The sequence below is a fragment of the Streptomyces sp. NBC_01089 genome (assembly GCF_045162975.1).
Taxonomy (GTDB): Bacteria; Actinomycetota; Actinomycetes; order Streptomycetales; family Streptomycetaceae; genus Streptomyces.
In genome coordinates, this window is record NZ_CP108660.1 from 4,881,817 (window position 1) to 4,904,146 (window position 22,330).

Annotated in this window: 20 protein-coding genes; 12 read left to right on the forward strand and 8 right to left on the reverse strand. The window is 72.5% G+C overall.

The window, feature by feature from the left end:
• Nucleotides 1–132 precede the first annotated feature (132 nt).
• On the forward strand, nt 133–1,521 hold the full coding sequence (locus OG510_RS21965) for a transcriptional regulator (RefSeq protein WP_406138952.1): 1,389 nt from the start codon (nt 133–135) through the stop codon (nt 1,519–1,521).
• 326 nt (nt 1,522–1,847) lie between these two features.
• Here OG510_RS21965 and OG510_RS21970 read toward each other — a convergent pair whose 3' ends face one another.
• Nucleotides 1,848–2,399: a hypothetical protein gene (locus OG510_RS21970; protein WP_406138953.1), complete on the reverse strand. Its 552-nt coding sequence runs from the start codon at nt 2,397–2,399 to the stop codon at nt 1,848–1,850.
• Between the two features lie 21 nt (nt 2,400–2,420).
• Here OG510_RS21970 and OG510_RS21975 point away from each other — a divergent pair, with 21 nt between their 5' ends.
• Nucleotides 2,421–3,542 (forward strand): hypothetical protein, encoded by a 1,122-nt coding sequence (locus tag OG510_RS21975; RefSeq protein ID WP_406138954.1) that lies wholly within the window; start codon nt 2,421–2,423, stop codon nt 3,540–3,542.
• 132 nt (nt 3,543–3,674) lie between these two features.
• Here OG510_RS21975 and OG510_RS21980 read toward each other — a convergent pair whose 3' ends face one another.
• On the reverse strand, nt 3,675–5,033 hold the full coding sequence (locus tag OG510_RS21980) for an ABC transporter substrate-binding protein (RefSeq protein WP_406138955.1): 1,359 nt from the start codon (nt 5,031–5,033) through the stop codon (nt 3,675–3,677).
• Between the two features lie 170 nt (nt 5,034–5,203).
• Here OG510_RS21980 and OG510_RS21985 point away from each other — a divergent pair, with 170 nt between their 5' ends.
• A complete protein-coding gene (locus OG510_RS21985; protein ID WP_406142480.1) occupies nt 5,204–5,650 on the forward strand; it encodes a hypothetical protein in 447 nt (148 codons plus the stop codon).
• A gap of 28 nt (nt 5,651–5,678) precedes the next feature.
• The gene (gene purU, locus OG510_RS21990; RefSeq protein ID WP_406138957.1) at nt 5,679–6,530 is read left to right on the forward strand and encodes a formyltetrahydrofolate deformylase; all 852 of its coding nucleotides are present in this window, start codon (nt 5,679–5,681) and stop codon (nt 6,528–6,530) included.
• On the opposite strand, the gene OG510_RS21995 is transcribed toward purU, so the two are convergent.
• Nucleotides 6,523–7,506 (reverse strand): LysR family transcriptional regulator, encoded by a 984-nt coding sequence (locus OG510_RS21995; protein ID WP_406138958.1) that lies wholly within the window; start codon nt 7,504–7,506, stop codon nt 6,523–6,525. The genes purU and OG510_RS21995 overlap by 8 nt on opposite strands.
• 92 nt (nt 7,507–7,598) lie before the next feature.
• Here OG510_RS21995 and OG510_RS22000 point away from each other — a divergent pair, with 92 nt between their 5' ends.
• Nucleotides 7,599–8,444 (forward strand): alpha/beta hydrolase, encoded by an 846-nt coding sequence (locus OG510_RS22000; protein WP_406138960.1) that lies wholly within the window; start codon nt 7,599–7,601, stop codon nt 8,442–8,444.
• Between the two features lie 27 nt (nt 8,445–8,471).
• Here the strand turns inward: OG510_RS22000 and OG510_RS22005 are convergent, their stop codons facing one another.
• Both OG510_RS22005 and OG510_RS22010 read right to left on the reverse strand, forming a co-directional pair.
• Nucleotides 8,472–9,695: a maleylpyruvate isomerase N-terminal domain-containing protein gene (locus OG510_RS22005; protein WP_406138962.1), complete on the reverse strand. Its 1,224-nt coding sequence runs from the start codon at nt 9,693–9,695 to the stop codon at nt 8,472–8,474.
• Nucleotides 9,692–10,282 carry a sigma-70 family RNA polymerase sigma factor gene (locus OG510_RS22010; RefSeq protein ID WP_406138964.1) on the reverse strand — a complete coding sequence of 197 codons (591 nt, stop codon included), beginning with the start codon at nt 10,280–10,282 and terminating at the stop codon, nt 9,692–9,694. Before OG510_RS22010 ends, OG510_RS22005 begins: the two co-directional genes overlap by 4 nt.
• Nucleotides 10,283–10,584: 302 nt before the next feature.
• Here OG510_RS22010 and OG510_RS22015 point away from each other — a divergent pair, with 302 nt between their 5' ends.
• The gene (locus OG510_RS22015) at nt 10,585–10,980 is read left to right on the forward strand and encodes an STAS domain-containing protein (RefSeq protein ID WP_406138966.1); all 396 of its coding nucleotides are present in this window, start codon (nt 10,585–10,587) and stop codon (nt 10,978–10,980) included.
• Nucleotides 10,981–11,084: 104 nt separating this feature from the next.
• On the opposite strand, the gene OG510_RS22020 is transcribed toward OG510_RS22015, so the two are convergent.
• Nucleotides 11,085–12,614: a class I adenylate-forming enzyme family protein gene (locus tag OG510_RS22020; protein WP_406138967.1), complete on the reverse strand. Its 1,530-nt coding sequence runs from the start codon at nt 12,612–12,614 to the stop codon at nt 11,085–11,087.
• A 222-nt stretch (nt 12,615–12,836) separates the two neighbouring features.
• Between OG510_RS22020 and OG510_RS22025 the strand changes: the two genes are divergently transcribed.
• The 3 genes from OG510_RS22025 to OG510_RS22035 all read left to right on the forward strand — a co-directional run bounded on the left by OG510_RS22025 (nt 12,837) and on the right by OG510_RS22035 (nt 15,950).
• Complete coding sequence (locus tag OG510_RS22025) at nt 12,837–14,039, forward strand: acyl-CoA dehydrogenase family protein (RefSeq protein ID WP_406138968.1); 1,203 nt, start codon at nt 12,837–12,839, stop codon at nt 14,037–14,039.
• The gene (locus tag OG510_RS22030; RefSeq protein ID WP_406138969.1) at nt 14,039–14,986 is read left to right on the forward strand and encodes an acyl-CoA dehydrogenase family protein; all 948 of its coding nucleotides are present in this window, start codon (nt 14,039–14,041) and stop codon (nt 14,984–14,986) included. Before OG510_RS22025 ends, OG510_RS22030 begins: the two co-directional genes overlap by 1 nt.
• Before the next feature lie 430 nt (nt 14,987–15,416).
• A complete protein-coding gene (locus OG510_RS22035) occupies nt 15,417–15,950 on the forward strand; it encodes an ATP-binding protein (protein ID WP_406138971.1) in 534 nt (177 codons plus the stop codon).
• Between the two features lie 290 nt (nt 15,951–16,240).
• On the opposite strand, the gene OG510_RS22040 is transcribed toward OG510_RS22035, so the two are convergent.
• Nucleotides 16,241–17,167: a cyclase family protein gene (locus OG510_RS22040; protein ID WP_406138972.1), complete on the reverse strand. Its 927-nt coding sequence runs from the start codon at nt 17,165–17,167 to the stop codon at nt 16,241–16,243.
• Between the two features lie 84 nt (nt 17,168–17,251).
• Between OG510_RS22040 and OG510_RS22045 the strand changes: the two genes are divergently transcribed.
• From OG510_RS22045 to OG510_RS22055, 3 genes are all read left to right on the forward strand, one after another.
• On the forward strand, nt 17,252–18,166 hold the full coding sequence (locus tag OG510_RS22045; RefSeq protein WP_406138973.1) for an SDR family oxidoreductase: 915 nt from the start codon (nt 17,252–17,254) through the stop codon (nt 18,164–18,166).
• A gap of 95 nt (nt 18,167–18,261) precedes the next feature.
• The gene (locus OG510_RS22050; RefSeq protein WP_406138974.1) at nt 18,262–19,446 is read left to right on the forward strand and encodes an acyl-CoA dehydrogenase family protein; all 1,185 of its coding nucleotides are present in this window, start codon (nt 18,262–18,264) and stop codon (nt 19,444–19,446) included.
• A complete protein-coding gene (locus tag OG510_RS22055; protein WP_406138975.1) occupies nt 19,443–20,492 on the forward strand; it encodes a Zn-dependent alcohol dehydrogenase in 1,050 nt (349 codons plus the stop codon). Before OG510_RS22050 ends, OG510_RS22055 begins: the two co-directional genes overlap by 4 nt.
• Nucleotides 20,493–20,692: 200 nt before the next feature.
• Here the strand turns inward: OG510_RS22055 and OG510_RS22060 are convergent, their stop codons facing one another.
• Nucleotides 20,693–21,943 carry an MFS transporter gene (locus OG510_RS22060; protein ID WP_406138977.1) on the reverse strand — a complete coding sequence of 417 codons (1,251 nt, stop codon included), beginning with the start codon at nt 21,941–21,943 and terminating at the stop codon, nt 20,693–20,695.
• Between the last annotated feature and the right edge of the window lie 387 nt (nt 21,944–22,330).

The window sequence follows — 22,330 nt, forward strand, 5'->3', positions numbered from 1 at the left end:
ACGGGTATTCCTCAGCGGGACGCAAGGAGAATGCCGGGATTACTCCCGTCTTCCACCGCATTCTCCCGACATTTCCCGGGCAGTGATCAACCCGACCGGATCAGTGATCGCCGCACGTCTCAGGGGGTATTCATGGCCGCCAGGCCGCTCGTCGCCCGTCAGCCCAATGAACGGCTGCAGGCACTCATCCAGGAAGCCGGCTGCTCCAACGCCGGCCTCGCCCGCCGCGTGAACATGGTGGGGGCGGAGCGAGGTGCCGACCTCCGCTACGACAAGACGTCCGTCGCGCGATGGCTGCGCGGGCAGCAGCCGCGCGGCCGGGCGCCGGGCATCATCGCCGAGGCGCTGGGCCGCAAACTCAGCCGTACGGTCACGATCGACGAGATCGGGATGGCCGACGGGAAGAATCTGGCCTCCGGGGTCGGTCTGCAGTTCTCGCCGACCGTGCTCGGCGCGATCGAGCAGGTCTGTGAGCTGTGGCGCAGCGATGTGGGCCGGCGGGACTTCCTCTCCGGCTCCACGGTCGCCGCGTCCGCGCTGGTCGAGCCGAGCAGGGACTGGCTGATCACCGGAGCGGACGCACAGGTGGCGCGGGCCGCGGGGGCGCGGGTCGGGCCGTCCGACGTACAGGCGGTGCGGGCGACGACCGCCGCGCTGACCGAGCTTGACCACCGGTTCGGCAGCGGCCATGTGCGGCCGATCGTCGTGCACTACCTGAACAGCGTGGTGTCCGGGCTGCTGGCCGGTTCGTACCGCGACGGGGTGGGCCGCGAGCTGTTCGCCGCGGTCGCCAGACTGACCGAACTCGCCGGTTACATGGCGGTCGACACCGGTCAGCCGGGCCTCGCCCAGCGCTACTACATCCAGGCGCTGCGGCTGGCCCAGGCGGCGGGCGACCGCGGCTACGGCGGTTATGTGCTGGCCGCTTCGATGAGCCATCTCGCCGCCGAGCTGGGCACCCCGCGCGAGATCGCGCAGCTGGCGCGGGCGGCCCAGGAGGGCGCGCGGGGGAGGGTCACGCCACGGGCGGAGTCGATGTTCTACGCGGCGGAGGCGCGCGGCCACGCGCTGATGGGGGACGCCCGCGCGGCCGAGGAGGTGGCCGGGAGGGCCCTGGCGGCGATGGACCGCGCGGAGTCCGCCACGGACGCGGGCGACGACCCGGAGTGGATCGCCCACTTCGACGGCGCGTACCTCGCCGACGAGCTGGCGCACTGCCACCGCGACCTGGGCCAGGGGGCGGCGGGCGAGAGCCGGGCCGAGGAGGCCCTGGCGGGCCTTCCGGAGACGAAGACCAGGCGCAGGGGGATCGGCCTGGTCCTGCTGGCCACGGCGCAGCTCCAGCAGCGCGAGGTGGAACAGGCGTGCCGGACGGGGACCCGCGCGGTGGAGCTGCTGGACACGGTGCGGTCGGGCCGCGGGTCGGACTATCTGGACGACCTGCGGGGGCGGTTGGAGCCGTTCGCGGAGGAGCCGGTGGTCCGGGAGCTGGGGGCGCGGATGGACATCCGGGCGGCGTAGCGCACGGCGGGCCGGCGGGGGAGTGCCAGGAGTTGGAGGAGGGGGCGGAGGCGGAGGTGTGGCGGTGCCCGGGCGACCGCGTACCGCCCTGCCTCCGCCCTGGTCTGCCCGCCCTGGTCTGCCCGGCCGGTCTGTGTGCGGGCTGTGGGATCCGTGTACGGCAGGGGCGAGAACAAGCCACTGGGGCGCGTACGCAGGCGTCCACCGCCCCAAGTACAGCGCCGGGCACCCCGCATGTGTTACATCGCACACCCCCATCCGCCGCCCCGTGGCAGACGCGTCCTTTCACCCGGTAGCGTGAACCGACGATTCCGTAGGTCCACGTGTTAGTAGGAGTCCCGGTGACGCAGAACGGACAGGGCGACGAGCCGCAGCTTCCCGCTGTGCGGCGCGCGCACGAAGGTGTCGTACTGCCGTCCGACGGGAGCGGTCCGTGGATCCCGGAAGTCGCGGGCGAGCACACGGTTCCCGCCGGTGGTCAGCCGTGGGGCCAGCCCTGGGGGCCGCAGGACGGCGGACCTCAGCCGCCCCAGCAGCAGCCTCCCCACATACCTCAGCAGCCGCAGCACCAGCCGCCGCAGTTCCCGCAGCATCTGCCGCCGCAGCAGCTCCCGTACCAGCAGCCGCCGCAGCAATTGCCGTACCAGCAGCAGCCGCCCGCGTCGCAGCCGCTGCCCCCCGCCGCTCAGCCGGGCGGCTCCGGGCACCGGCTCCCGCAGCACGGCGCGCCCGCCCCGCAGGGGCAGCAGTATCCGCAGCAGGGCCGGCCCCCGCAGGGGCAACCGCAGTACGGCGGGCCGCCGCAAAGCCAGCCGCAGCACGGCCTGCCGCAGCACTCCGCGCCGCAGCACTCCGCGCAGGGTCCGGGCGCGCAGCAAACCCCCTCGCTCGCTCAGCCGTTGCCCCCCGAGGCCGTTCCGGGCGCGGGCGACAGCGACGCGACGCAGTTCATCGCCCCGGTCCCCGCGCAGTCCGGGAACCCGTCGGAGTCCACCCAGTACCTGGGCTACCAGCCCCAGTCGGGGCCCGACCCGGCCGCCGCAGGGTCCGACGCGGACCCCACGCAGTTCCTGCCGCCGGTCCCGGCCGCTCCGGCCGCCCCCTCCGGTGCTCCCTACGGCATCAGACCCGGCGCGCCCGAGGACCGGCAGCCGCCCGCCGAGTTCGACAGCCTCTTCCGTTCGGACAACGGGGCAGGCCCCCAACCGGCTGGCGAGACGCAGCAGTTGCCGCGTTTCGACTCCCCGCCCCCGTACGGCGGTGATCCGTACGGCAACGACCCGTACGGCCGGCCGCAGCAGCAACCCGGCGCGCAGGCACCGCAGTACGCCCCGGAGCCCGGGCCGGCTTCCCGGGCCGGTTCCGGTGCCGGAGGCGGAGCCGGGGGGCGGCGCAAGTCGTCCCGTACGCCGCTCATCGCCGCTGTCGTCGTCGGCTGCGCCGTCGTCGGCCTCGGGGCGGGCGCGCTGCTCAGCGGCGGCTCGGACAAGAAGGACGACAAGCAGCCCGTGGGCGCCACTGCCACGGAAGGGTCGAAAACGCAGGAGCCGGCGAAGGACCCGGCGCAGCCGCAGGCCGTCGCGCTCGACAAGCTGCTCGCCGACAGCAACAACAGCCGCTCGGCGGTGATCGCGGCGGTCGGCAGCATCCGCTCCTGCCAGAACCTCCCGAAGGCGGCGTCGGACCTGCGCGGCGCGGCCAAGCAGCGCCATGATCTGGTGACCAAGCTCGGCACGCTCTCGGTCGACAAGCTGCCGGACCACGCGAAGCTGACCGGTGCGCTGACCACGGCGTGGAACGCGTCGGCCACCGCCGACGAGCAGTACGCGGCCTGGGCCCACGCCGTCGCGGCCAACAGCAAGAAGGAGTGCAAGCACGGCCACGCCAAGCGGACGGCGGCGGCCGGCCGTGGGGACGCGGCCAGCGGCCAGGCCACCGCGGCGAAGAAGCAGGCGTCGACCCTGTGGAACGCCATCGCGGACAAGTACAGCCTGACGCAGCGCAGGAGCGACCAGCTCTGACGCCGGGCAGGCGGGGGCGGGGGCGGAGCCGGTACGAGGAGCCTCCGCCGGGGCCGCCGCCTTCGGGACAGCCGCGTTAGGGGCAGCCGCGATCGGGATCGCCCCGCCGACGACCGGCAGGTCCGCCCCGGTTCACTCCGTGAGCGACGCCTTCTCCAGCGTCGGCCCCACATCCACCGCGCCCTTCCGCAGCGCCACCAGCCGCCCCCCGCGCACCACTTGGAAGGTCACCCGGTGGTTCACCAGCCGGGGGAAGTCCCGTGACGCCAGCATGTCCTGGAACCGCCACCGCAGGGTGGGTGTGAGCCCGCCGGTCCGTACGGCGAGGCCGCCGTCGAGCGTCCGGGTCAGGTCGTCCGCCGTGATGCGGTCCTTGCCGAGCGACTCGACGGCCGCTCTCAGCACGGTGTACGCGATCCAGGTGGTCTCCGCCCCGGCGTCGGCGGGGTCGATCCTGTTGTCGTCGAAGGCGTACTTGTCGATCACGTCCCGCATCGGCTTCCAGTGCGGATCCCCGGCGACCGGGTACCAGCCGGTGACGTAAGCGCCTTCGTACGGGCCGTCCTTGCCGCCCGTGCTGTCGACCAGCCCCTGTCCGACACTGCCGAGCACGGAGGCGATCCGTACCGGCCGGCCGGACCCCTCCTGCCGCCGGAAGGAGTCGATGAACGTCTGCGTACGCCCGCCGAGCACCGCGCTCACACACCCCGTGCCGGTCCCGCTGCCGACCCCGGTCCCACTCCCGCTCCCGGTCCCGCTCCCGGTCCCGCCACCGCTCCCGATGCCGCTCCCGTCCGCCGGGGCGCCCGGCCCCGCGCCCACCGCCCTGAGCGCGGCGGCGGCCTGTGCCCCGTACTCGCCCGCGTCCTCGGTGGTGCGGATGTCCGTGGCCGGGCCCCGGCCGCTCTCCGCGAGGCCGGCGTCGAGGAGGACGGGCAGTTCGTCGCCGTCGACGTTCTCCGGCCTGACCAGGGCGATCCGTTCGCAGTCCCGGGCGAGCAGGCGGCCGCTGCCCGCCAGCAGGGACGCCTGGCCGCCGTTGACCGGGTAGGAGAGCGCGGAGCGGAACTCCTCGCTGGAGACGCCGTATCCGCCGATGTACGGAATGCCCGCCGCTTCGAGCGTCGGCATGAACGACTGGCCGTAGACGCTGTACGAGCCGACGACCGCGGCCACGCCCTCCTTGACCGCCCGCTGGGCGCAGGCTCCGGCGCCGACCGGATCGTTGTGGTCGTTGCAGGTGAGGACGCGGAGCCGGTGGCCGTCGATACCGCCGCCGGCGTTGACCCAGCGGGCATAGGCGGCGGCCATCGCGGGCATTCCCGGCATATAGGTCGCGTTGGTGGACTCGGGGGCCCAGGTCATCACGGTGACGGTGCCCCTGGACCCGTCCGGCTCCCCGGACGCCGCGCCGCAGCCGGTGAGCAGGGCGGGGGCTCCGACGGCTGTGCAGAGCGCGAGGACGGTGAGGGAGCGTGGCCAACCGGTCATGGTCGGTAACCCTGCCGTCCCACGGGTAACGCGACGGTGGCCCGCCGTCAACGCTGGGTGACGGCCGGGTGAATTGCGGGGGTCCGGCAGGCTCCGCCCACCGGGAACGTACGATCGAAATCGTGCAAGCTTCCCCGAACGCTTCCCGTCGCGGCCGTCGCTCCACCACCATGGACGGCATGCCGCTGACTGACATGCCGTGGTGGCGCTGGCGCGCCAATGTGCGCTCCGCGCTGCACATGCTCTCCGACCCCGCCTTCCACCAGGAGTGCTGGCTGGCAGGCCGCCCGGAGTACGGAGACGTCACCGACGCCGTGTACCGGCTGGTCGAGGACACCTGGCTCGACAACTGGTCCGCCGAGAAGTACGTCGGGACGGTCTTCCGGGACTCCGGGGAAGCCGCACTCGTGGACGTGGCCGTGCTGCGCGTGCTGCGCATCATGCACCAGGTCGGGGCGGATGCTCCCGTATCGGTCTATATGGAGCACCACGGCTGGCCGGAGGCGGTACGGGCCGCGCGGGAGGCCCATGTGCGGCTGGCCGCGGCCGACGGCGACGACCCGGACGTGGCGCCGCGCACCCTGGAAGTGCTCCGCATCGTGACCAGGGCCGCCTGACGGCGGACGGTTGTGGCACCCTGCTGTCATGACCGACCAGTACGTCCTCACGCTCTCCTGCCCGGACAAACAGGGCATTGTGCATGCCGTGTCGAGCTATCTGTTCATCACCGGGTGCAACATCGAGGACAGCCAGCAGTTCGGGGACCGGGACACCGGCCTCTTCTTCATGCGGGTGCACTTCACGGCCGAGCAGCCGGTGTCCCTGGAGAAGCTGCGGGCCAGCTTCGCCGCCGTCGGTGACTCCTTCGGCATGGACTGGCAGCTCCACCGCGCCGAGGACCGGATGCGGATCGTCCTGATGGTCAGCAAGTTCGGCCACTGCCTGAACGATCTGCTCTTCCGGTCCCGTACGGGCGCGCTGCCGGTCGAGATCGCCGCTGTGGTCTCCAACCACCCGGACTTCGCCGAGCTGGTCGGGTCGTACGGCATCCCCTTCCACCACATCCCGGTGACGAAGGACAACAAGGCGGCGGCCGAGGCCGAACTGCTCGACCTGGTCCGCAGGGAGAGCGTCGAGCTGGTGGTGCTCGCCCGCTATATGCAGGTCATCTCGGACGACCTCTGCAAGGCGCTGAACGGCCGGATCATCAACATCCACCACTCCTTCCTGCCGAGCTTCAAGGGCGCGAAGCCGTACCACCAGGCGCACGCGCGGGGCGTGAAGGTGATCGGGGCGACGGCGCACTATGTGACGGCCGACCTCGACGAGGGGCCGATCATCGAGCAGGAGGTCGAACGGGTGGGCCACGAGGTCACCCCGGACCAGCTGGTCGCGATCGGGCGCGACGTGGAGTGCCAGGCGCTCGCACGCGCGGTGAAGTGGCACGCGGAGCACCGGATCCTGCTGAACGGCCACCGCACGGTGGTGTTCACGTAGGGCCCGGCCCTGTCGTACGGCTGCGGCGGGCGGTACACCCCTCCGGTCCGAGTGGGCCGAGCCGGTGGTCGAGCGCGGCACCGGCCTCGGGGCAGCTCTTACGGATGACGTCGAGGAAGGCATTCAGCGCCGGGGAACGGTCCCGGGCGCTGAAGGACAGGACCAGATCGGGCAGCGGCGTGCGCGGGGTCACCTCGCAGAACCACGTGCCCCGCCGTGGGGCCGTCAGCATGCGAGAGGGTCCCAGACCGACGCCCACCCCGCAGGCGGCGAGGCCGATGATGGTGTGGACGTCCCTCGCGACGGTCGCGCCGGAGAGCGCCGGGGAGTCCTTGCCCAGAAGGGTCCGCAGCCCGGCGGCGACGGCGGGCTCGTCCTCCCCCGGCGCGACGATCAGCGGCTGCCGCCGCAGCCGGTCCACGTCCACCGACGCCTGACCCGCGTACGGATGGGTGCTGCTCACGACCGCGACCAGGTGGTCGTGTCCGATCGGGACCGAGACCAACTGCTCGGCCCCGACGCCCCCGGGCCGGCCGAGGCCGATCGCCACGTCCAGTTCACCGGCGACGAGCGCAGCCGTGCTGCGCCTGGTCGCCATCTCGTGCAGTTCCAGCCGCACGTCGGGCCGTTCGCGGCCGAACCGGCCGAGGACGTCCGGCAGGGGTTCGAGCAGCGCCGAGGCGATGAACCCCAGGCGCAGCCGTCCCGTCTCGCCGCGCGCTGCCCTGGCCGCGTCGACCGAGGCCGCCGTGATCTCGTCGAGCGCCCGGCGCGCCCGGGAGAGGAAGGCCGCGCCCGCAGCCGTCGGGAACACCCCCTGGCGGGTGCGATCGAACAGGCGGGCGCCCACTTCCCGTTCGAGGTCGGCGATCTGCTTGGACAGCGGAGGCTGTGCGATGCCCAGCGCACCGGCCGCCCGGCCGAAGTGCGCGTGCTCGGCGAGGGCCAGTGCGTACCGCAGGTGCCGCGCCTCCACGTCAGCCTCCCGGCCATATCTCACAGGTATCGTCGGCCAGCTTGTCAGATCTCTCACTGGATGACCGGGGCCGGGTCGCGTGGAATGCGGTCATGACTGATTCTTCTGCCACGGACAGCGTCTTCGTCTTCGTGCACGGGGCCTGGCACGGCTCCGGGCAGTGGGCGGCGACGCAGCGCGCACTCGCCGCACTCGGTGCCGCGAGCACGGCCGTCGATCTGCCGGGGCACGGCTTCGACGCGCCCCTGCCCAGCGGATACCTCCAGCCGGGCCAGCCGGGCCTGTCGACCGAGAAGTCCGCGCTCGCCACCGTGACGATGGACGACTGCGCCGAGGCCGTGCTGGACACGCTGCGCCAGGCCCGCCGCCACCGTCGTGTCGTGCTCGTCGCGCACAGCGCGGGCGGCGGCCCCGCGTCACTGGCCGCCGAGCGCGCGCCCGGACTCGTCGACGGGATCGTCTACCTCTCGGCCTTCGTACCCGCCGGACGGCCCCGGTTCTCCGACTATCTCGGCTCGCCCGAGAACGCCACGGCACGGGGCCGGAGTCTCAACCTCGGTGACCCCGGGGAACTGGGCGCCGTGCGCATCAACCCGCTCTCGCAGGATCCCGCCTACGTCGAGGAGCTGCGGCAGACCCACTACCACGACACCGCTCCGGACCGCTTCGGCCGCTGGCGCTCGGCACTGAGCCCCGATCTGCCGCTGGCGATCCCAACCACCCCGGTCATCGTGACTCCGCAACGGTGGGGGCGCGTCCCGCGGACCTTCCTGCGCTGCGCGGACGACCGGGCGCTGCCGACGGCCGTGCAGGATCTGATGACGGCGGAAGCCGACCGGGCCATGCCCGGCAACCCGTTCACGGTGCGCACCCTCCCGGGCAGCCACAGCCCGTTCGCGGCCCGGCCCCGTGAGCTTGCCGCGGCTCTGCTGTCGTGAGCGGCGGCCCCACGGTCACATCCGGGGTCACATCCGGCTGAGCGCCGCCGCCGCGAACAGTACGTCCCGGATCGCCTCGCGGTCCCCCTCCTGCCCGGCGACCGCCTCCTCCGGCTCCACATGGCCCGCCGCGAGCCGGCCGAACTCCACGCCGTCCAGGGCTACATGGGCCACGGAGTGGTCAGGGGAGCCCGTGGCGGCCGGGGAGTCCAGCGGGATGTACCAGTCGCCGCCGCCCGCGCCCTCGATCTCCAGCCGCAGTGAACGGCCCGGCCGGCCTTCCGGGACCGGGCCGCGGGGCGGGCTCGCCAGACCGGAGCGGCGGCGGCCGGCCAGCGTCGCGGGCAGCATCCGGGCCGCCAGGTCGATCATGAGGTTGAGGTGGGACGAGGCCGGCGGGTCGTACGGATAGTCCACCGCGTCCGCGATGTCCTCCGCGTGCACCCAGCACTCGAAGGCCCGGTCCAGGAGCGCGTCCCGCAGCGGCAGGCTGAAATCGCCGTACGGCACGGCGCTCGCCGGGGCGTCCTGGCCCGCGAAGGAGACCGTACGGATCAGGGTGTGGCTCTGCTCGCGCCACGGCTCGCGGATCGTACGGTCCGGGGGTGTGGCGAGCGCCGCCCAGTACCGCCGGGTGCGCTCGGCGGGGGAGCGCGGTGGCTCGGCGCCCAGGGGGCCGTCGGGGTCGTCGCCGAGGCCGAGCGCGGACGTGACCAGGCCGTCGACGGTCAGCAGATGGCCGATGACACCGGCGACGGTCGTCCGCTGGGATGCGGCGTGCTCGTCCTCGTACCACTTCAGCCTGACCGGGGCGTGCCACTCGGCCTTGCCGAAGTCGTTCAGCAGGGCGTCGAGCCTGGCGGTCTCCGCGTCGTACGGCGCCGCCCACACCGGGACCGGGATCCGGGCCGGCCTGCGGCCCAGGCAGCCCTGGAGCACCCGGGACCTGAGCAGCGGGTCCAGGTCCAGATTCCGCTCCGTGTGCAGCAGCGACACGGCGTCCCGCAGCCGCAGCGCCTCGTCCGCGCAGGGCGCGCAGTCCGTGAGGTGGTCCTCGACCGCCTCGGTCTCCTCGGGGGAGCAGGCCGCCAGCGCCCAGGCGCCGAGCAGCGACTTCAGGACCCGGTGCGAGAGCTTCACCGGCGGCGCCGGCAGGAAGGCCAGGTCGTCGGCGGCTCCGCGGGGTCCCGGTATACGCGCCGGAAGGTCCTCATCGGGACGTCCGGCCGGTTCCTCGGCCGGCCCCGTCACAGGGCACGGCCGTATCCGGGCGGTGAGACCCCTTCGGCGGTCCGGGTGTTGGCCGTGGAGAGCAGCTGGAGCCCGAGCCGGAGCCTGCGCCGCGCCTCGTCCTCGGTGACTCCGAGGTCGGCCGCGGTCTGCCGGTAGTCCCTGCGCTGGAAGTACGCGAGCTCCAGCGCGGCGCGCAGGGGCGCGGGCATGGACGTCACGATGTAGTCGGCGCGGGCCGCCGCCGATGCTTTGCGCACCTTCTGCTCCAGCTCTTCGGTCTCCTCCGTGGTGCTCTCGCCACGGGCGGCCAGGGACTCCGTCTCGGCCGTGCGCAGCTGCTCCACGGCCTGGCGGTGGGCGAGGGTGGCGACCCAGGAGCGCATGGAGCCGTGCTTCGGCTCGTACTCGTCCGGGTGCTCCCAGACATGGACGAAGACCTCGCGGGTGATGCGGTCGGCCGCTTCGTCGTCGTCCAGCACGCGGTGGGCCAGGCTGTGCACGAGCGAGGCGAACCTGTCGTACAGCTCACCCAGCGCGGCTGCCTCGCCCCGCGCGAGCCGCTGCTGCATCCTGCGGTCCCACCGGGGTGGCGCGTCCTTCGGCATCAGGCCCCCCAAACATCTGCCCCTCGTCCCTTTCGACAGTAACCGCAGGCGCCGACAAGTGCGTCTCTTTGCACCAAGTGCGGCCCCGGAGCTGCCCGTAGTGGTAGAGACGCCCGAGGGGCGTGGTCGCGCGGGGATGACTGAAGGGGATGGCTGAATAGGAGCTTTTCTGTCTGAAATCGCCTGGGTGTTTATGGTGGGAACGGTGTTTCATGGGGGACCAACGGGGCAGCCGCCCGAGTGGAACGCAAACTTCCGGATCTTTCCGGACCGGCAGACCGACAGCGGAGAGGTCCAGTCCCGTGATGCTGAACGTGATCGAAGCCGAACGCGGTGCATGGCTCGTCCTGCGCATATCGGGCGAATTGGACCTCGTGAGTTCTCCCGAGGTCCGGCAGCGGGTCCATGACGCGGTGGCTGTCGGCTGCCACGACGTGGTGCTCGACCTCTCGGACGTGGTCTTCTGCGACTCCAGCGGGGTCGGCGTACTGATCGCGGCCCGCAGACTGATGCGCTCCTGCCAGGGCCGGCTGCGGCTGATCCTGCCGGGCAGCGGCGAGGTGGGCGGTATGTCGGGCCGGGGCGGCGCCGCCCATGTGAACAAGGTGCTGGCGGCACTGGGCGTCCGGCGGCTCTTCGAGGTGTACGCGGACGTACAGGACGCCACGGCGGACGACGCCCAGCCGATCTCGGCGTAACGGGGCGCCGGGGCGCCGGGGCGCACGCTGAGCCACCCCGGCCGCTCGGCTGCCCGGCCGCACGCCCGCTCAGCAGCCCCGGCCGGGCGGCTCACCCCCGCAGCTCACCCGTAAAGCTCCCGCAGTTTGTACTTGAGCACCTTCCGCAGCGCGTCGTTGCGCGGCAGCGCGTCCACCACCTCCAGCTGTTCCGGGAGTTTGTGTACGGAGAGGCCCTCGCCGCGCAGGAACGCCGACATGGTGGTCAGGGTCAGGTCACCGGTGCCCGGTCGCCGTTCGACCACCGCGCACACCCGCTCGCCGCGCTCCTGGTCCGGGAGACCGATCACCGCCGCGTCGGCCACGGCCGGGTGCTGGTGGAGCAGGTCCTCGATCTCCTTGGCCGAGATGTTCTCGCCCTTGCGGATGATGATGTCCTTCATCCGCCCGGTCAGCACCAGATGGCCGGTCTCCCTGAGGTGGCCCACATCGCCGGTGATCAGGAAGCCGTCGGCGTCGAAGACGTCCGCCGCGTGGGCCGGGTCCGCGTACCCCTGGCAGACCGCCTCGCCGCGCAGCCGTACCTCGCCGTCGGCCCCGGCGGGCAGCGGTTTGCCCTCCGCGTCCACGATGCGGATCTCCATCCCGGCCGGTGGACGGCCCTCCGTGGTGGCGAGGTTCTCGGCGGTGTCGTCGGGGGCGCCCATGGTGATCATCGGGACCTCGGTCATGCCGTAGCCGTGGGTGAGCTGGACGCCCATCTCGCGTACCACCGCGTGGTAGACCTCCGGGGGCTTCGGCGCCCCGCCGCCGGCCAGCAGCCGCAGGGTGGGGACCAGCCGCTGCCCGGGTACCTTGCGCTGCTCGGTGAGGAACATCGAGTAGAACGCGGTCGAGCCGCCCGCGACCGTCACCCCGTGCCTGCGGTACTCGGGCAGCGCGGTCTCCATCGCGAACTGCTCGAACAGCACGGCCGGAAAGCCGTACAGGAGCAGCATCACCGTGTAGTCCGGGCCGCCGATGTGCGCGAAGGGGAAGGCCATCGAGCCGACGTCGTCCGCCGTGAGCTGCAGGGCGTGGGCGAGGCAGGAGCCGCCCGCGATCAGTGAACGGTCGGTGTGTAGCACGCCCTTGGGGTCGGACGTGGTGCCGGACGTCCAGTAGATCCAGCGCACCGCCGTGCCGTCGGCGGGCGGTGGCGGCAGTACGCCGGGATCGCCGTCCGGGAGCGTGCCGTACACCTCGAACACGCCCCGGGCGCCGAGCCGTTCGGCCATCGCCGTGTGGTCGTGGCCCCGCCAGGTGCCCGGTACGGCGAAGAAGTCCGCCCGGGACTCGCGCAGCGCGAAGCCGACCTCGCGGTCCCGGTGGAAGGGGATCACCGGCGACTGGACCGCGCCGAGCCTGGCCAGGGCGAACGAGAGCAGCACGGTCTCGATCCGGGTCGGCAGCTGCCAGGCGACGACGCTGCCCGGCCGCACCCCCATCCCGTACAGGCCGGCGGCGGCCCGCTCGGCGCCGTCGCGCAGCTCGCCGAAGGTCAGGGTGCGGTCGCCCTGGAGCAGGACGGGCCGGTCCGGGGTCAGCCCGGCGCGGCGGTCGACCAGCTCCCACAGTGTGCGGGAGGCGCCCAGTGCGTGTGCGGTCTCATCCATGCCCCGAACTCCCTCATGCTCACGGGTGAGCTATAGCTGACGGGTAGTCAGATTGTGTCGAGAGCGTAGAGCTCCGCGCCTTGTCGGTCCAGAGGGGCGGAGCTAGCCTGATTCCTGACGGGTCGTCAGCTAGGCGTGCTGGAGGCCGGCCGCTGGACGCCCCGGACGCATCGGACACACCGGAAGGGATGCCATGACCGAACCGCCCCGGAAGTTCCCGTAATGGACCTCAGGTACACGGAGGACGAAGAGGTCTTCCGCGGGCAGCTGAAGCAGTGGCTCGCGAAGGCGCTCCCCACCCTGCCGCCCGCGCCGGACCCGCTGGACTGGCCGGGGCGGCGCGCGTACGACACGGCGTGGCAGCGGATGCTGTACGACGCCGGGTACGCGGGGCTGCACTGGCCCGCCGACGCGGGCGGCCGCGGCGTCACCCCCACCCAGCACCTGATCTTCCTGGAGGAGACGGAGCGGGCCGGCGCCCCCTACGTCGGGGCGAACTTCGTCGGGCTGCTGCACGCGGGCCCGACGATCGCCGCCGAGGGGACGGCCGGGCAGCGGGCACGCTGGCTGCCGCCGGTGCTGCGCGGGGACGAGATCTGGTGCCAGGGGTTCAGCGAGCCGGGCGCGGGCTCCGACCTGGCGTCGCTGCGGACCAGGGCGGTGCGGGACGGCGATCACTATGTGGTCAACGGGTCCAAGATCTGGACCTCGCACGCCGAGGTCGCCGACTGGTGCGAGCTGCTGGTCCGTACGGAACCGGTCAGTGAGGAGGTGCCCAAGCACCGCGGGATCACCTGGCTCGCCATGCGGATGGACGCACCCGGTGTGACCGTGCGCCCGCTGCGGACGCTCGCCGGGTCCACCGAGTTCGCCGAGATGTTCCTCGACGACGTACGGATACCGGTCACCGACCGGGTCGGCGCCGAGAACGACGGCTGGCGCGTCACGATGGTGACCCTCTCCTTCGAGCGCGGCACCGCCTTCGTCGGCGAGGTCGTCGCCTGCCGCCGAACCCTGGGCGAACTGGCCCGTACGGCACGGGACAACGGCCGCTGGGACGCCGACCCGCAGCTGCGCCGCAGGCTCGGCAGGCTCGGCGCCGAGTTCACCGCACTGTGGCGGCTCACCCAGTGGAACGTGAGCGAGTCGCAGGGCGGCGGCGCGGGCGGGCGCGGCGGCGCGGGCGGTGGCGGCTTCGGGGTGCCCGGCATCGGTGGCTCGGTCTTCAAACTCCGCTACTCGCAGGCCCGCCAGGAGCTGTACGAGGCGGCCGCCGGTGTGCTGGGCCCCGACGCCTTCGACCTCGCGCACCCCTGGAACCAGGACCGGCTGTCCTCGCTCTCGTACACGATCGCCGCGGGCACCTCGCAGATCCAGCAGAACATCGTCGCCGAGCGGATCCTCGGCCTCCCCAAGGAGCGCTGATGGACTTCCGGCTCACCGACGACCAACTGGCCCTGCGCACCGGCTTCCGGGAACTGCTGGCGGGCCGCTTCGGCCGCGACGAGCTGCGGGCAGCAGTAGAGCGGCCGGTCATCGACCGGGCGCTCTGGCGGGAACTGGGCGATGCCGGGCTCTTCTCGCTCCGGCTGTCCGACGCGGACGGCGGGGTCGGCCTCGGGCTGCCCGAGGCCGTACTCGTCTTCGAGGAGGCCGGGCGGGCGCTGCTGCCCGGCCCGCTGGTCGCCACGCATCTCGCGGCGGGCACGGTGCCGGGGGCCGACACCGGGCTGACCGTCGTCACGGCGTCGGACGGTGCGCTGGTGGAGTGGCTCGCGGAGGCCGACGAGGTGGTGGGGGAGTCCGCTGATGCCCGCCCCGTACGGTCGGTCGACCCGCTGACACCGCTGCACCGGGTGGACGGCCACCGCGCGCAACGGCCCGCGGCGGCGGCCCTGCTCACCGCGGCCCTCCAGCTCGGCAGCGCGGCGCGCACCACCGAACTGGCCGTCCAGTACGCCAAGGAGCGGGAGCAGTTCGGCCGCCCGATCGGCGGCTTCCAGGCCGTCAAGCACCTCTGCGCGCAGATGCTCGTACGGACGGAGGTCGCCAGGGCCGCGGTGTACGCGGCGGCGGTGACCTCCGAAGCGGCCGGTGACGGCGAAGGGCGGGGCGGGGAAGGCGCGGGCGCCGAAGCCATGGGCAGCGCTGCACTGGCCGGTGCCGAGCCGGCCGCCGCCGAAGTGGCCGGTGCCAAGCTGCTTGCCGATGACGCGGCCGTCCGTAACGCCCGGGACTGCCTTCAGGTACACGGCGGCATGGGATTCACCTGGGAGTCAGATGTTCATCTCCATCTGAAACGGGCCTGGGTGCGGGCCGGGCAGTGGATCACCGGGACCGAGGCCGAGGAGCTGATCGCCGCCGGGCTCTGAGGATTGAGGGGAGTGACCCGAGCGTCACCGAGCGTTGATACCGGGTTGTGTCCTTCGAGCGGGCCGTCACGGGCCGGAGTCGGCGTCGCGCTCCGGTACGCTCCGTGAGATGCGGACGACCGTGTTGCGCGGATGGCCCGCCGGCACCTCTGGGGTGGCGGCGGATCGGGGAATGCGCGCCGTTCGCACCGTACGTGGGTGCGAGAGGCGCCTTCGTTCGACTGACCGCGGCAGGCGTCGCACAGTATGCACCACGCCTACTCCTTCGCGCTGGAATATGCCTGAAGCGCTTGTTGCGGTGACTGTACGTCAACCATGCTGTCTCTCACGGGAATCACGGTCCGTGATCCCTGAGAGGCGCTAGGCGATGTTCCCCCGGTGCTTGACAAGCCCTGGGGGGTACCCCCGGCCGGTTCGGATGGTGTGAGCGGTGCAGGTGCTTCAGGTTCAGCTGGAGGTCGGACCCGATCCCGCAGAGGTGGGGCGGGCCCGTAGGTGGGCGCGGTCCAGGCTCGTGGGGTGCGGGATAGGGGTGGACGAGCCCCTGACCGAGACGCTGATTCTGCTGATCTCGGAACTCGTGACCAACGCCGTGGTGCACACGGGGTGTCCGGCGGTGCTGCGGATGCTGTTCGGGCCGCCCGACGTCGCCGGTACGGTCCGGGTCGAGGTCGCCGACATCAGCGCCTGCCCGCCCCGGCCCCGGCACGCGGAGGGCGAGGACACCAACGGGCGCGGTCTCGAACTCGTCGACGGGCTGGCCGACCGCTGGGGCTGGCAGCCCGAGGGGCACGGCAAGTCCATCTGGTGCGAGGTCGACCGGGGCGGGTGCGAGATCGCTCCGGGGGCGTGTGAGGCGGACAGGGGCGCGTGTGAGATCACGGGAAGTGCGCCGGAGCGCAGGGAAGTTATCCGTGAGACCGCCGCGTATGACCCCTCCCACGCCGTCACATATCGGGTGTAACTCGCAAAGCTCTACCCTGGTGTTGACGCGGAGTGGCGATCTGATCACTCTTGCAGGAGCGGTCCGCCCGTGGGGGGACGCCGAGGGTGCCGGGGGGTATGGGGGCTCGGATCTCGGTGCATATGGATCGCGTTCGGCACCGGCTCCTCTCGGGCAGGGAGGGGCGGTGCCCACGCCGTTCCGGGTGGTGGCTGCCGTGACGCCGCCACCCGGAACCACGGCTCCGGCCTCTCGCGGTACGGGGGCCCTCGCCGCACGGGCCGCTCGGCGTACCGCCCGGCTGATACGGCTCAGAGAAGGGCCACCGGTGCGACCGGCGCCCCCGTGCCGCCCTTGACGGGCTCGGGCGTCGCGGACAGCAGAAAGCTGTACTGGTCCGCTTCCGCACAGGCTGTGGACAACTCTTCGAGGTTCCAGTTCTGCCCCTGCGGCATGCCCATCTCGACCAGATGCAGGGCGTGTACGGGCAGCCACAGATCCTCGCTCTCGGGCGGGAAGATCTCGAAGGTGACGGTGTCGTTGGCGACCGCCGCCACATCCCTGGCGTGGAACCACTCGGGGGTGCGGACCGAGAGTCCGGGCGACGGATAGGTGTAGCCGTTCCGGTCGCCGCTGAGGTACAGCCGGATCTGTCCGGTCCGTACGAGCACGATGTCCCCGGCGCGCACCTCGGTCCCGGCCAGTTCCTGCGCCGCCTCCAGGTCCTCGGGTGTCACCGCGTGGCCGCCGTCCAGCCGGTCCACGCCCCGGGCGCGCGCCACGTCGAGCAGCACCCCGCGCGACACGAGGTGCCGCACCGTGCCGATCCCGCTGAACTCGGCTCCGCCGTGGGCCGTGATCGATTCCGCCGGGCGGCCGTTGTAGAGCTTCCCGGAGTGCGACGCGTGGGTGAGCGCGTCCCAGTGGGTGCCCGTCTGCAGGCTCATGGTCACGATGTCGTCGCTGGTGGCGACCGTTCCGGGGCCGAACAGCTCCTGGTTGATCTGGACCATCGCGTGGAGCGGGTTCACCCGTCCCGGGATCATCCCGGTCTGTACGCCGTCCTGTTCCAGGGCTATCGCGAGCGGGACACGGCGGCCGGTCCGCACGGCTGCCGCCGCCTCCCGTACGACCTGGTCGGTGATCAGGTTCAGGGTGCCGATCTCGTCGTCGGCGCCCCAACGGCCCCAGTTGTTCACGCGTGTGGCGATGTCGTGGAATGCGGCCGGCAGTGACATCGGGCCTCCGGGGGTCTTGTGCTCGGCTGTCTGACTACCCGTAAAATCTAACGGACCGTCAGAAACCGCGGGAAGGGGCCGGACATGGGGAACTTCTTGGCAGGCAAAGTCATCGCCGTGACAGGAGCCGGGCGCGGCATCGGCAGGGCAGTCGCCCTCGCCGCCGCCGCCGAGGGCGCCCGGGTCGTCGTCAATGACTACGGCGTCCCCATCGAGGGTGGTGAACCGGAGAGCGAAGTCGCGGAGTCCGTCGTCAAGGAGATCGTCGCGGCGGGCGGCCAGGCGGTCGCGGTCGCCGACGACATCTCGACGATGGCGGGCGGACAGCGGATCGTCGATGTGGCGCTGGCGCAGTACGGGCGGATCGACGGCGTCGTCTGCGTCGCCGGGATCCTCCGGGAGCGGATGCTCTTCAACATGTCCGAGGAGGAGTGGGACCCGGTGGTCGCCACCCATCTGAAGGGCACCTTCACCGTCTTCCGGGCCGCGTCGGCGGTGATGCGCAAACAGGGCAGCGGCACACTGATCGGCTTCACCAGCGGCAACCACCAGGGCAGCGTCGCGCAGGCCAACTACAGCGCGGCCAAGGGCGGCATCATCTCGCTGGTGCGCAGTGCGGCGCTCGGTCTCAACAAGTACGGCGTGACCGCCAACGCGGTGGCCCCGGTGGCCAGGACCAGGATGTCCGCGAACGTACCCATGGAGCTGAAGGAGATCGGCGAGCCCGAGGACGTGGCCGCACTCGTCACGTACCTCCTCTCGGACCGGGCCCGCGAGGAGAAGATCACCGGCCAGGTGTACACGATCGCCGGCCCGAAGATCGCGGTCTGGGCCCAGCCGAGGGAACTGCGCGCCGGGTACGCGGAGGGCGCCGCGTGGACACCCGAGCGGATCGCCGACTTCCTGCCGGGCACGGTCGGGGTGGACCCGATGCCGATGCTGGCGCAGCTGGAGGCGATGGCGCGGGCGGCGGCGGCCAAGGAGCGGCCCAATGTCTGACGGCCGGGCGCGGGAGCGTGGCGGCCGGGCGCGGGGGCGTGGTGGGCCGGTGCTGAGGTGTGGTGGCGCGGGCCACGAGGAGGAGGCGCGGCGGCGTGGATTTCTCTCCCGGACCTGACGACGCCGCGTTCCGTGCCGAGGCGCGGGACTGGATGAAGGACCACTTCACCGGCGAGTTCGCCACCGCCGAAGCCACCGGCGGCCCCGGCAGCGAGCACGAGGGCGCCGGGCTGCGCCGGGCCTGGGAGCGGGAGCTGGGCAGCGGCGGCTGGATCGGCATCGGCTGGCAGGGCGACTTCGGCAACCGCCGGGCCACCCTGACCCAGCAGGTCGTCTGGGCCGAGGAGTACGCGGCGGCCCGCGCCCCCGGCCGGGTCGGCCACATCGGCGAGAACCTCCTCGCGCCCACCCTCATCGCCTTCGGCGACGACGAGCAGAGAGCCCGCTTCCTGCCGCCGATCGCGCGCGGCGAAGCGCTCTGGTGCCAGGGGTACAGCGAGCCGGGAGCCGGTTCCGACCTGGCGGCGGTGCGCACCGCCGCCGTACGCGACAGCGACGGCACCTACCGCGTCACCGGCCAGAAGATCTGGACGTCACTGGCCCTGGAGGCCGACTGGTGCTTCGTGCTGGCCCGTACGGAGCCCGGCTCGCGCGGCCACCACGGGCTGTCGTTCCTGCTGGTCCCGATGGACCAGCAGGGCCGGATCGACGTACGGCCGATCCGTCAGATGTCGGGCACCAGCGAGTTCAACGAGGTCTTCTTCGACGGCGCGCGGGCCGACTGCGTGGTCGGCGGCGACGGCAACGGCTGGCAGGTCGCCATGGGCCTGCTCGCCCTGGAACGCGGGGTGTCCACGCTGGTCCAGCAGATCGGCTTCGCCCGCGAGCTGACGGAGGTCGTCGGCACGGCGATCGCGTCGGGCGCCACCGCGGACCCGGTACTGCGTGACCGGCTGGTACGCCAGTGGGCCGAGCTGCGCACCATGCGGTGGAACGCGCTGCGCACCCTGGGGCGTACGGACGACGCGGGCGCCCCGAGCGTCGCCAAGCTGCTCTGGGGCGGCTGGCACCAGCGGCTCGGGGAGCTGGCGGTGCAGGTGCGCGGGGCGGGCGGCGCCGTCGGGCCGACCGGGTGGGCGCCCGGCAATCCGTACGAACTCGACGCACAGCAGAGGCAGTTCCTGTTCAGCCGGGCCGACACGATCTACGGCGGCTCCGACGAGATCCAGCGCACCATCATCGCCGAGCGGGTGCTCGGCCTACCGAGGGAGCCGAGATGAGGGGTGTCGTCTTCGACGGCAAGCAGGCCCAGGTGGTCGATGACCTGGAGATACGTGACCCGGGGCCCGGTGAGGTCCTGGTGGACGTCGCGGCGGCAGGGCTCTGTCACAGCGATCTGTCGGTGATCGACGGGACGATCCCGTTCCCGGCGCCCGTGGTGCTCGGGCACGAGGGCGCGGGTGTGGTCGAGGCGGTGGGGGCGGGGGTGAAGCATGTGTGCCCCGGCGACCATGTGGCGCTCTCGACGCTCGCCAACTGCGGTGCGTGCGCGGACTGCGACCGGGGCAGGCCGACGATGTGCCGCAAGGCGATCGGGCGGCCGGGCCGGCCGTTCTCGCGGGGCGGGGAGCCGCTCTACCAGTTCGCGTCCAACTCGGCCTTCGCCGAACGGACCGTCGTCAAGGCGGTCCAGGCGGTGAAGATCCCCGCCGACATCCCGCTCACTTCGGCAGCGCTGATCGGGTGCGGGGTACTGACCGGCGTCGGGGCGGTACTGAACCGGGCGAAGGTCGACCGCGGTGACTCGGTGGTCGTCATCGGCACCGGCGGCATCGGCCTCAACGTCCTGCAGGGCGCCAGGATCGCCGGTGCCGGGGTGATCGTGGCGGTGGACGCGAATCCGGCGAAGGAGGCGGTGGCCCGGCAGTTCGGGGCGACGCACTTCCTCACATCGGCCGAGGGCGTCCGGGACGTCCTGCCGAAGGGCGCCGACCACGCCTTCGAGTGCGTGGGCCGGGTGGAACTGATCCGCCAGGCCATCGACCTCCTGGACCGCCACGGCCAGGCGGTCCTACTCGGCACCCCGCCGGCGACGGCGGAGGCGTCGTTCCTGGTGTCGTCCCTGTTCCTGGACAAGTCCATCCTGGGCTGCCGCTACGGGGCTTCGCGCCCGCAGCGCGACATTCCGCTGTACGCGGAGCTGTACGGGCGGGGGGCGCTGCTCCTTGACGAGCTGGTGACACGGACGTATCCGGTGGAGGACTTCGCGGGGGCGGTGGCCGATGCGGAAGGGGGGAAGGTGGCGCGGGGCGTACTGACGTTCTGAACGAACGCCGCGGCGCGCTTCCGCCGCGGGGCTCCGCCACGGGGCTCCGCCACGGACCCCGCTCCTCAAGCGCCGGAGAGGCTTGATGTGCACCCGTCGTCGGCGAAGTGCCGAGGCACGTCGCGGCGGACCTGAGCCCAGAACAAGCCTCTCCGGCGCTTGAGGAGCGGGGGTACGGGGAGCGGAGCCCCCGAGTGCGGTCAGGTATCCGCCGCAGGCGCGCGCAGCGTTCGTACCTGGGGCGACAACAGCGCCCCGCAAGTCGCCAGAACCGTAAGCCCCGCGCACCCGGCGAGCGCGGCCCTCGGCCCCACGACCGCCGCGACAGGACCGGCCACCAGCAGCCCCAGCGGCGCCAGCGCGAGGGAGCCGAACCAGTCGTAGGAGCTGACCCGGGACAGCACTTCCTGGGGGACCTCCCGCTGCATCGTGGTCTCCCACAGCGCGCCGAACACATCGCTGGCCAGGCCCGAGCAGAACATCGCCGGACAGATCGCCCACACCGGCGCGTGCGCGGCCAGCAGCCCCATCGGCAACGCCATCACGAAGACCGCGAGGACCGCGACGAGGACGGGGCGGCGTACCCGGAGCCGTACGGCGAAGGACGCCCCCGCGACGGTGCCCACCGCCTGCGAGGCGACGATCAGGGACCAGACGCGCGCCCCGCCGAGGTCCGCCTCCGCCTCCAGCGGGCCCAGTACCCCGGACGTCGCCGAGACCGCGGCCACCATGACGGCGGCCTGGCAGACCACGACCCACAGCCACTGCCGGGAGATGAACTCCTTCCAGCCGTCGCGGAGATCGGCCCAGCCGGACGACGCGGCCCGTGCGACCGTCGTGAGCCGCAGCCCCCGGATGAGGCCCGCGCTGACCAGGAAGGACGCGGCGTTCAGGGCGAGCGCCCAGCCCGCGCCGAACTGTGCGACGGTCACGCCGGAGAGCGCGAGCCCGAGCACCATCGCGGCGTTCATACCGACCCGCAGCAGCGCGTTGGCCTGCTGGAGCTGCGCGGTGGGGACGATCTGCGGGACGACCCCGGACATCGCCGGGGCGAACAGTGCACTGGCCGTGCCCGCCAGCGCCGCCAGTACGCACATCGCCGTCAGCGGCGCATGCCCGGTGAGCGTCATCGCGGCGAGGCCGCCGTACGCGGTGGCCCCCAGGAAGTCCGAGATCATCATCAGCCGGGACCTGGACATCCGGTCCGCGATCACGCCGCCGATCAGGATGAGGACCAGCTGCGGCAGCGCCTGACAGGCGAGTACGAGGGACAGCCGCCCGGGAGTGGACCCCGGCAGCGAGAGCACCGCGAACGCCAGCGCCACCCGGGCGAAGGCGTTGCCCAGCACCGAGATGGTCCGCGCGGACGCGAGCAGAACGAACCGCCGCTCACGCCACACGGAGGGCAACGGCCCGGCCGCGTCGGTGCCGGCGCCGGCGGCCAAGCCCACAGCGGCACCCGCGGCCAGATCCACAGGCGCGCCCGCAGGCGCATCCGCGGGCGAGCCGGCGGCCCCCGCAAGGAAGTCGGCAGGGGAGTCGGCAGGAGAGCCCGCAGTGGCATCCGGAGAAGAACCGGCAGCGGGCCCCTCAGGAGAGCCCCCAGGAGAGCCCTCGGCGGAGCCCGCAGGGGAGCCGGTGGTGTCCGCGGGAGGTTCGGCCGCGGGTCCCGGGATGGCCGGGGCCGAGCCCGCGGGAGTGCCCGCAGCGGCATCGGCAGTGACTTCGACAGCGGCTTCGAAGGAGTCGGAGGGAGGTGCCATGGGCGGTCACCCTAGACCGACCGGGAAACCGGTTAGCCGGTTCCGGCTGCCCATTCGGGCCAACTTTCCCTCCCG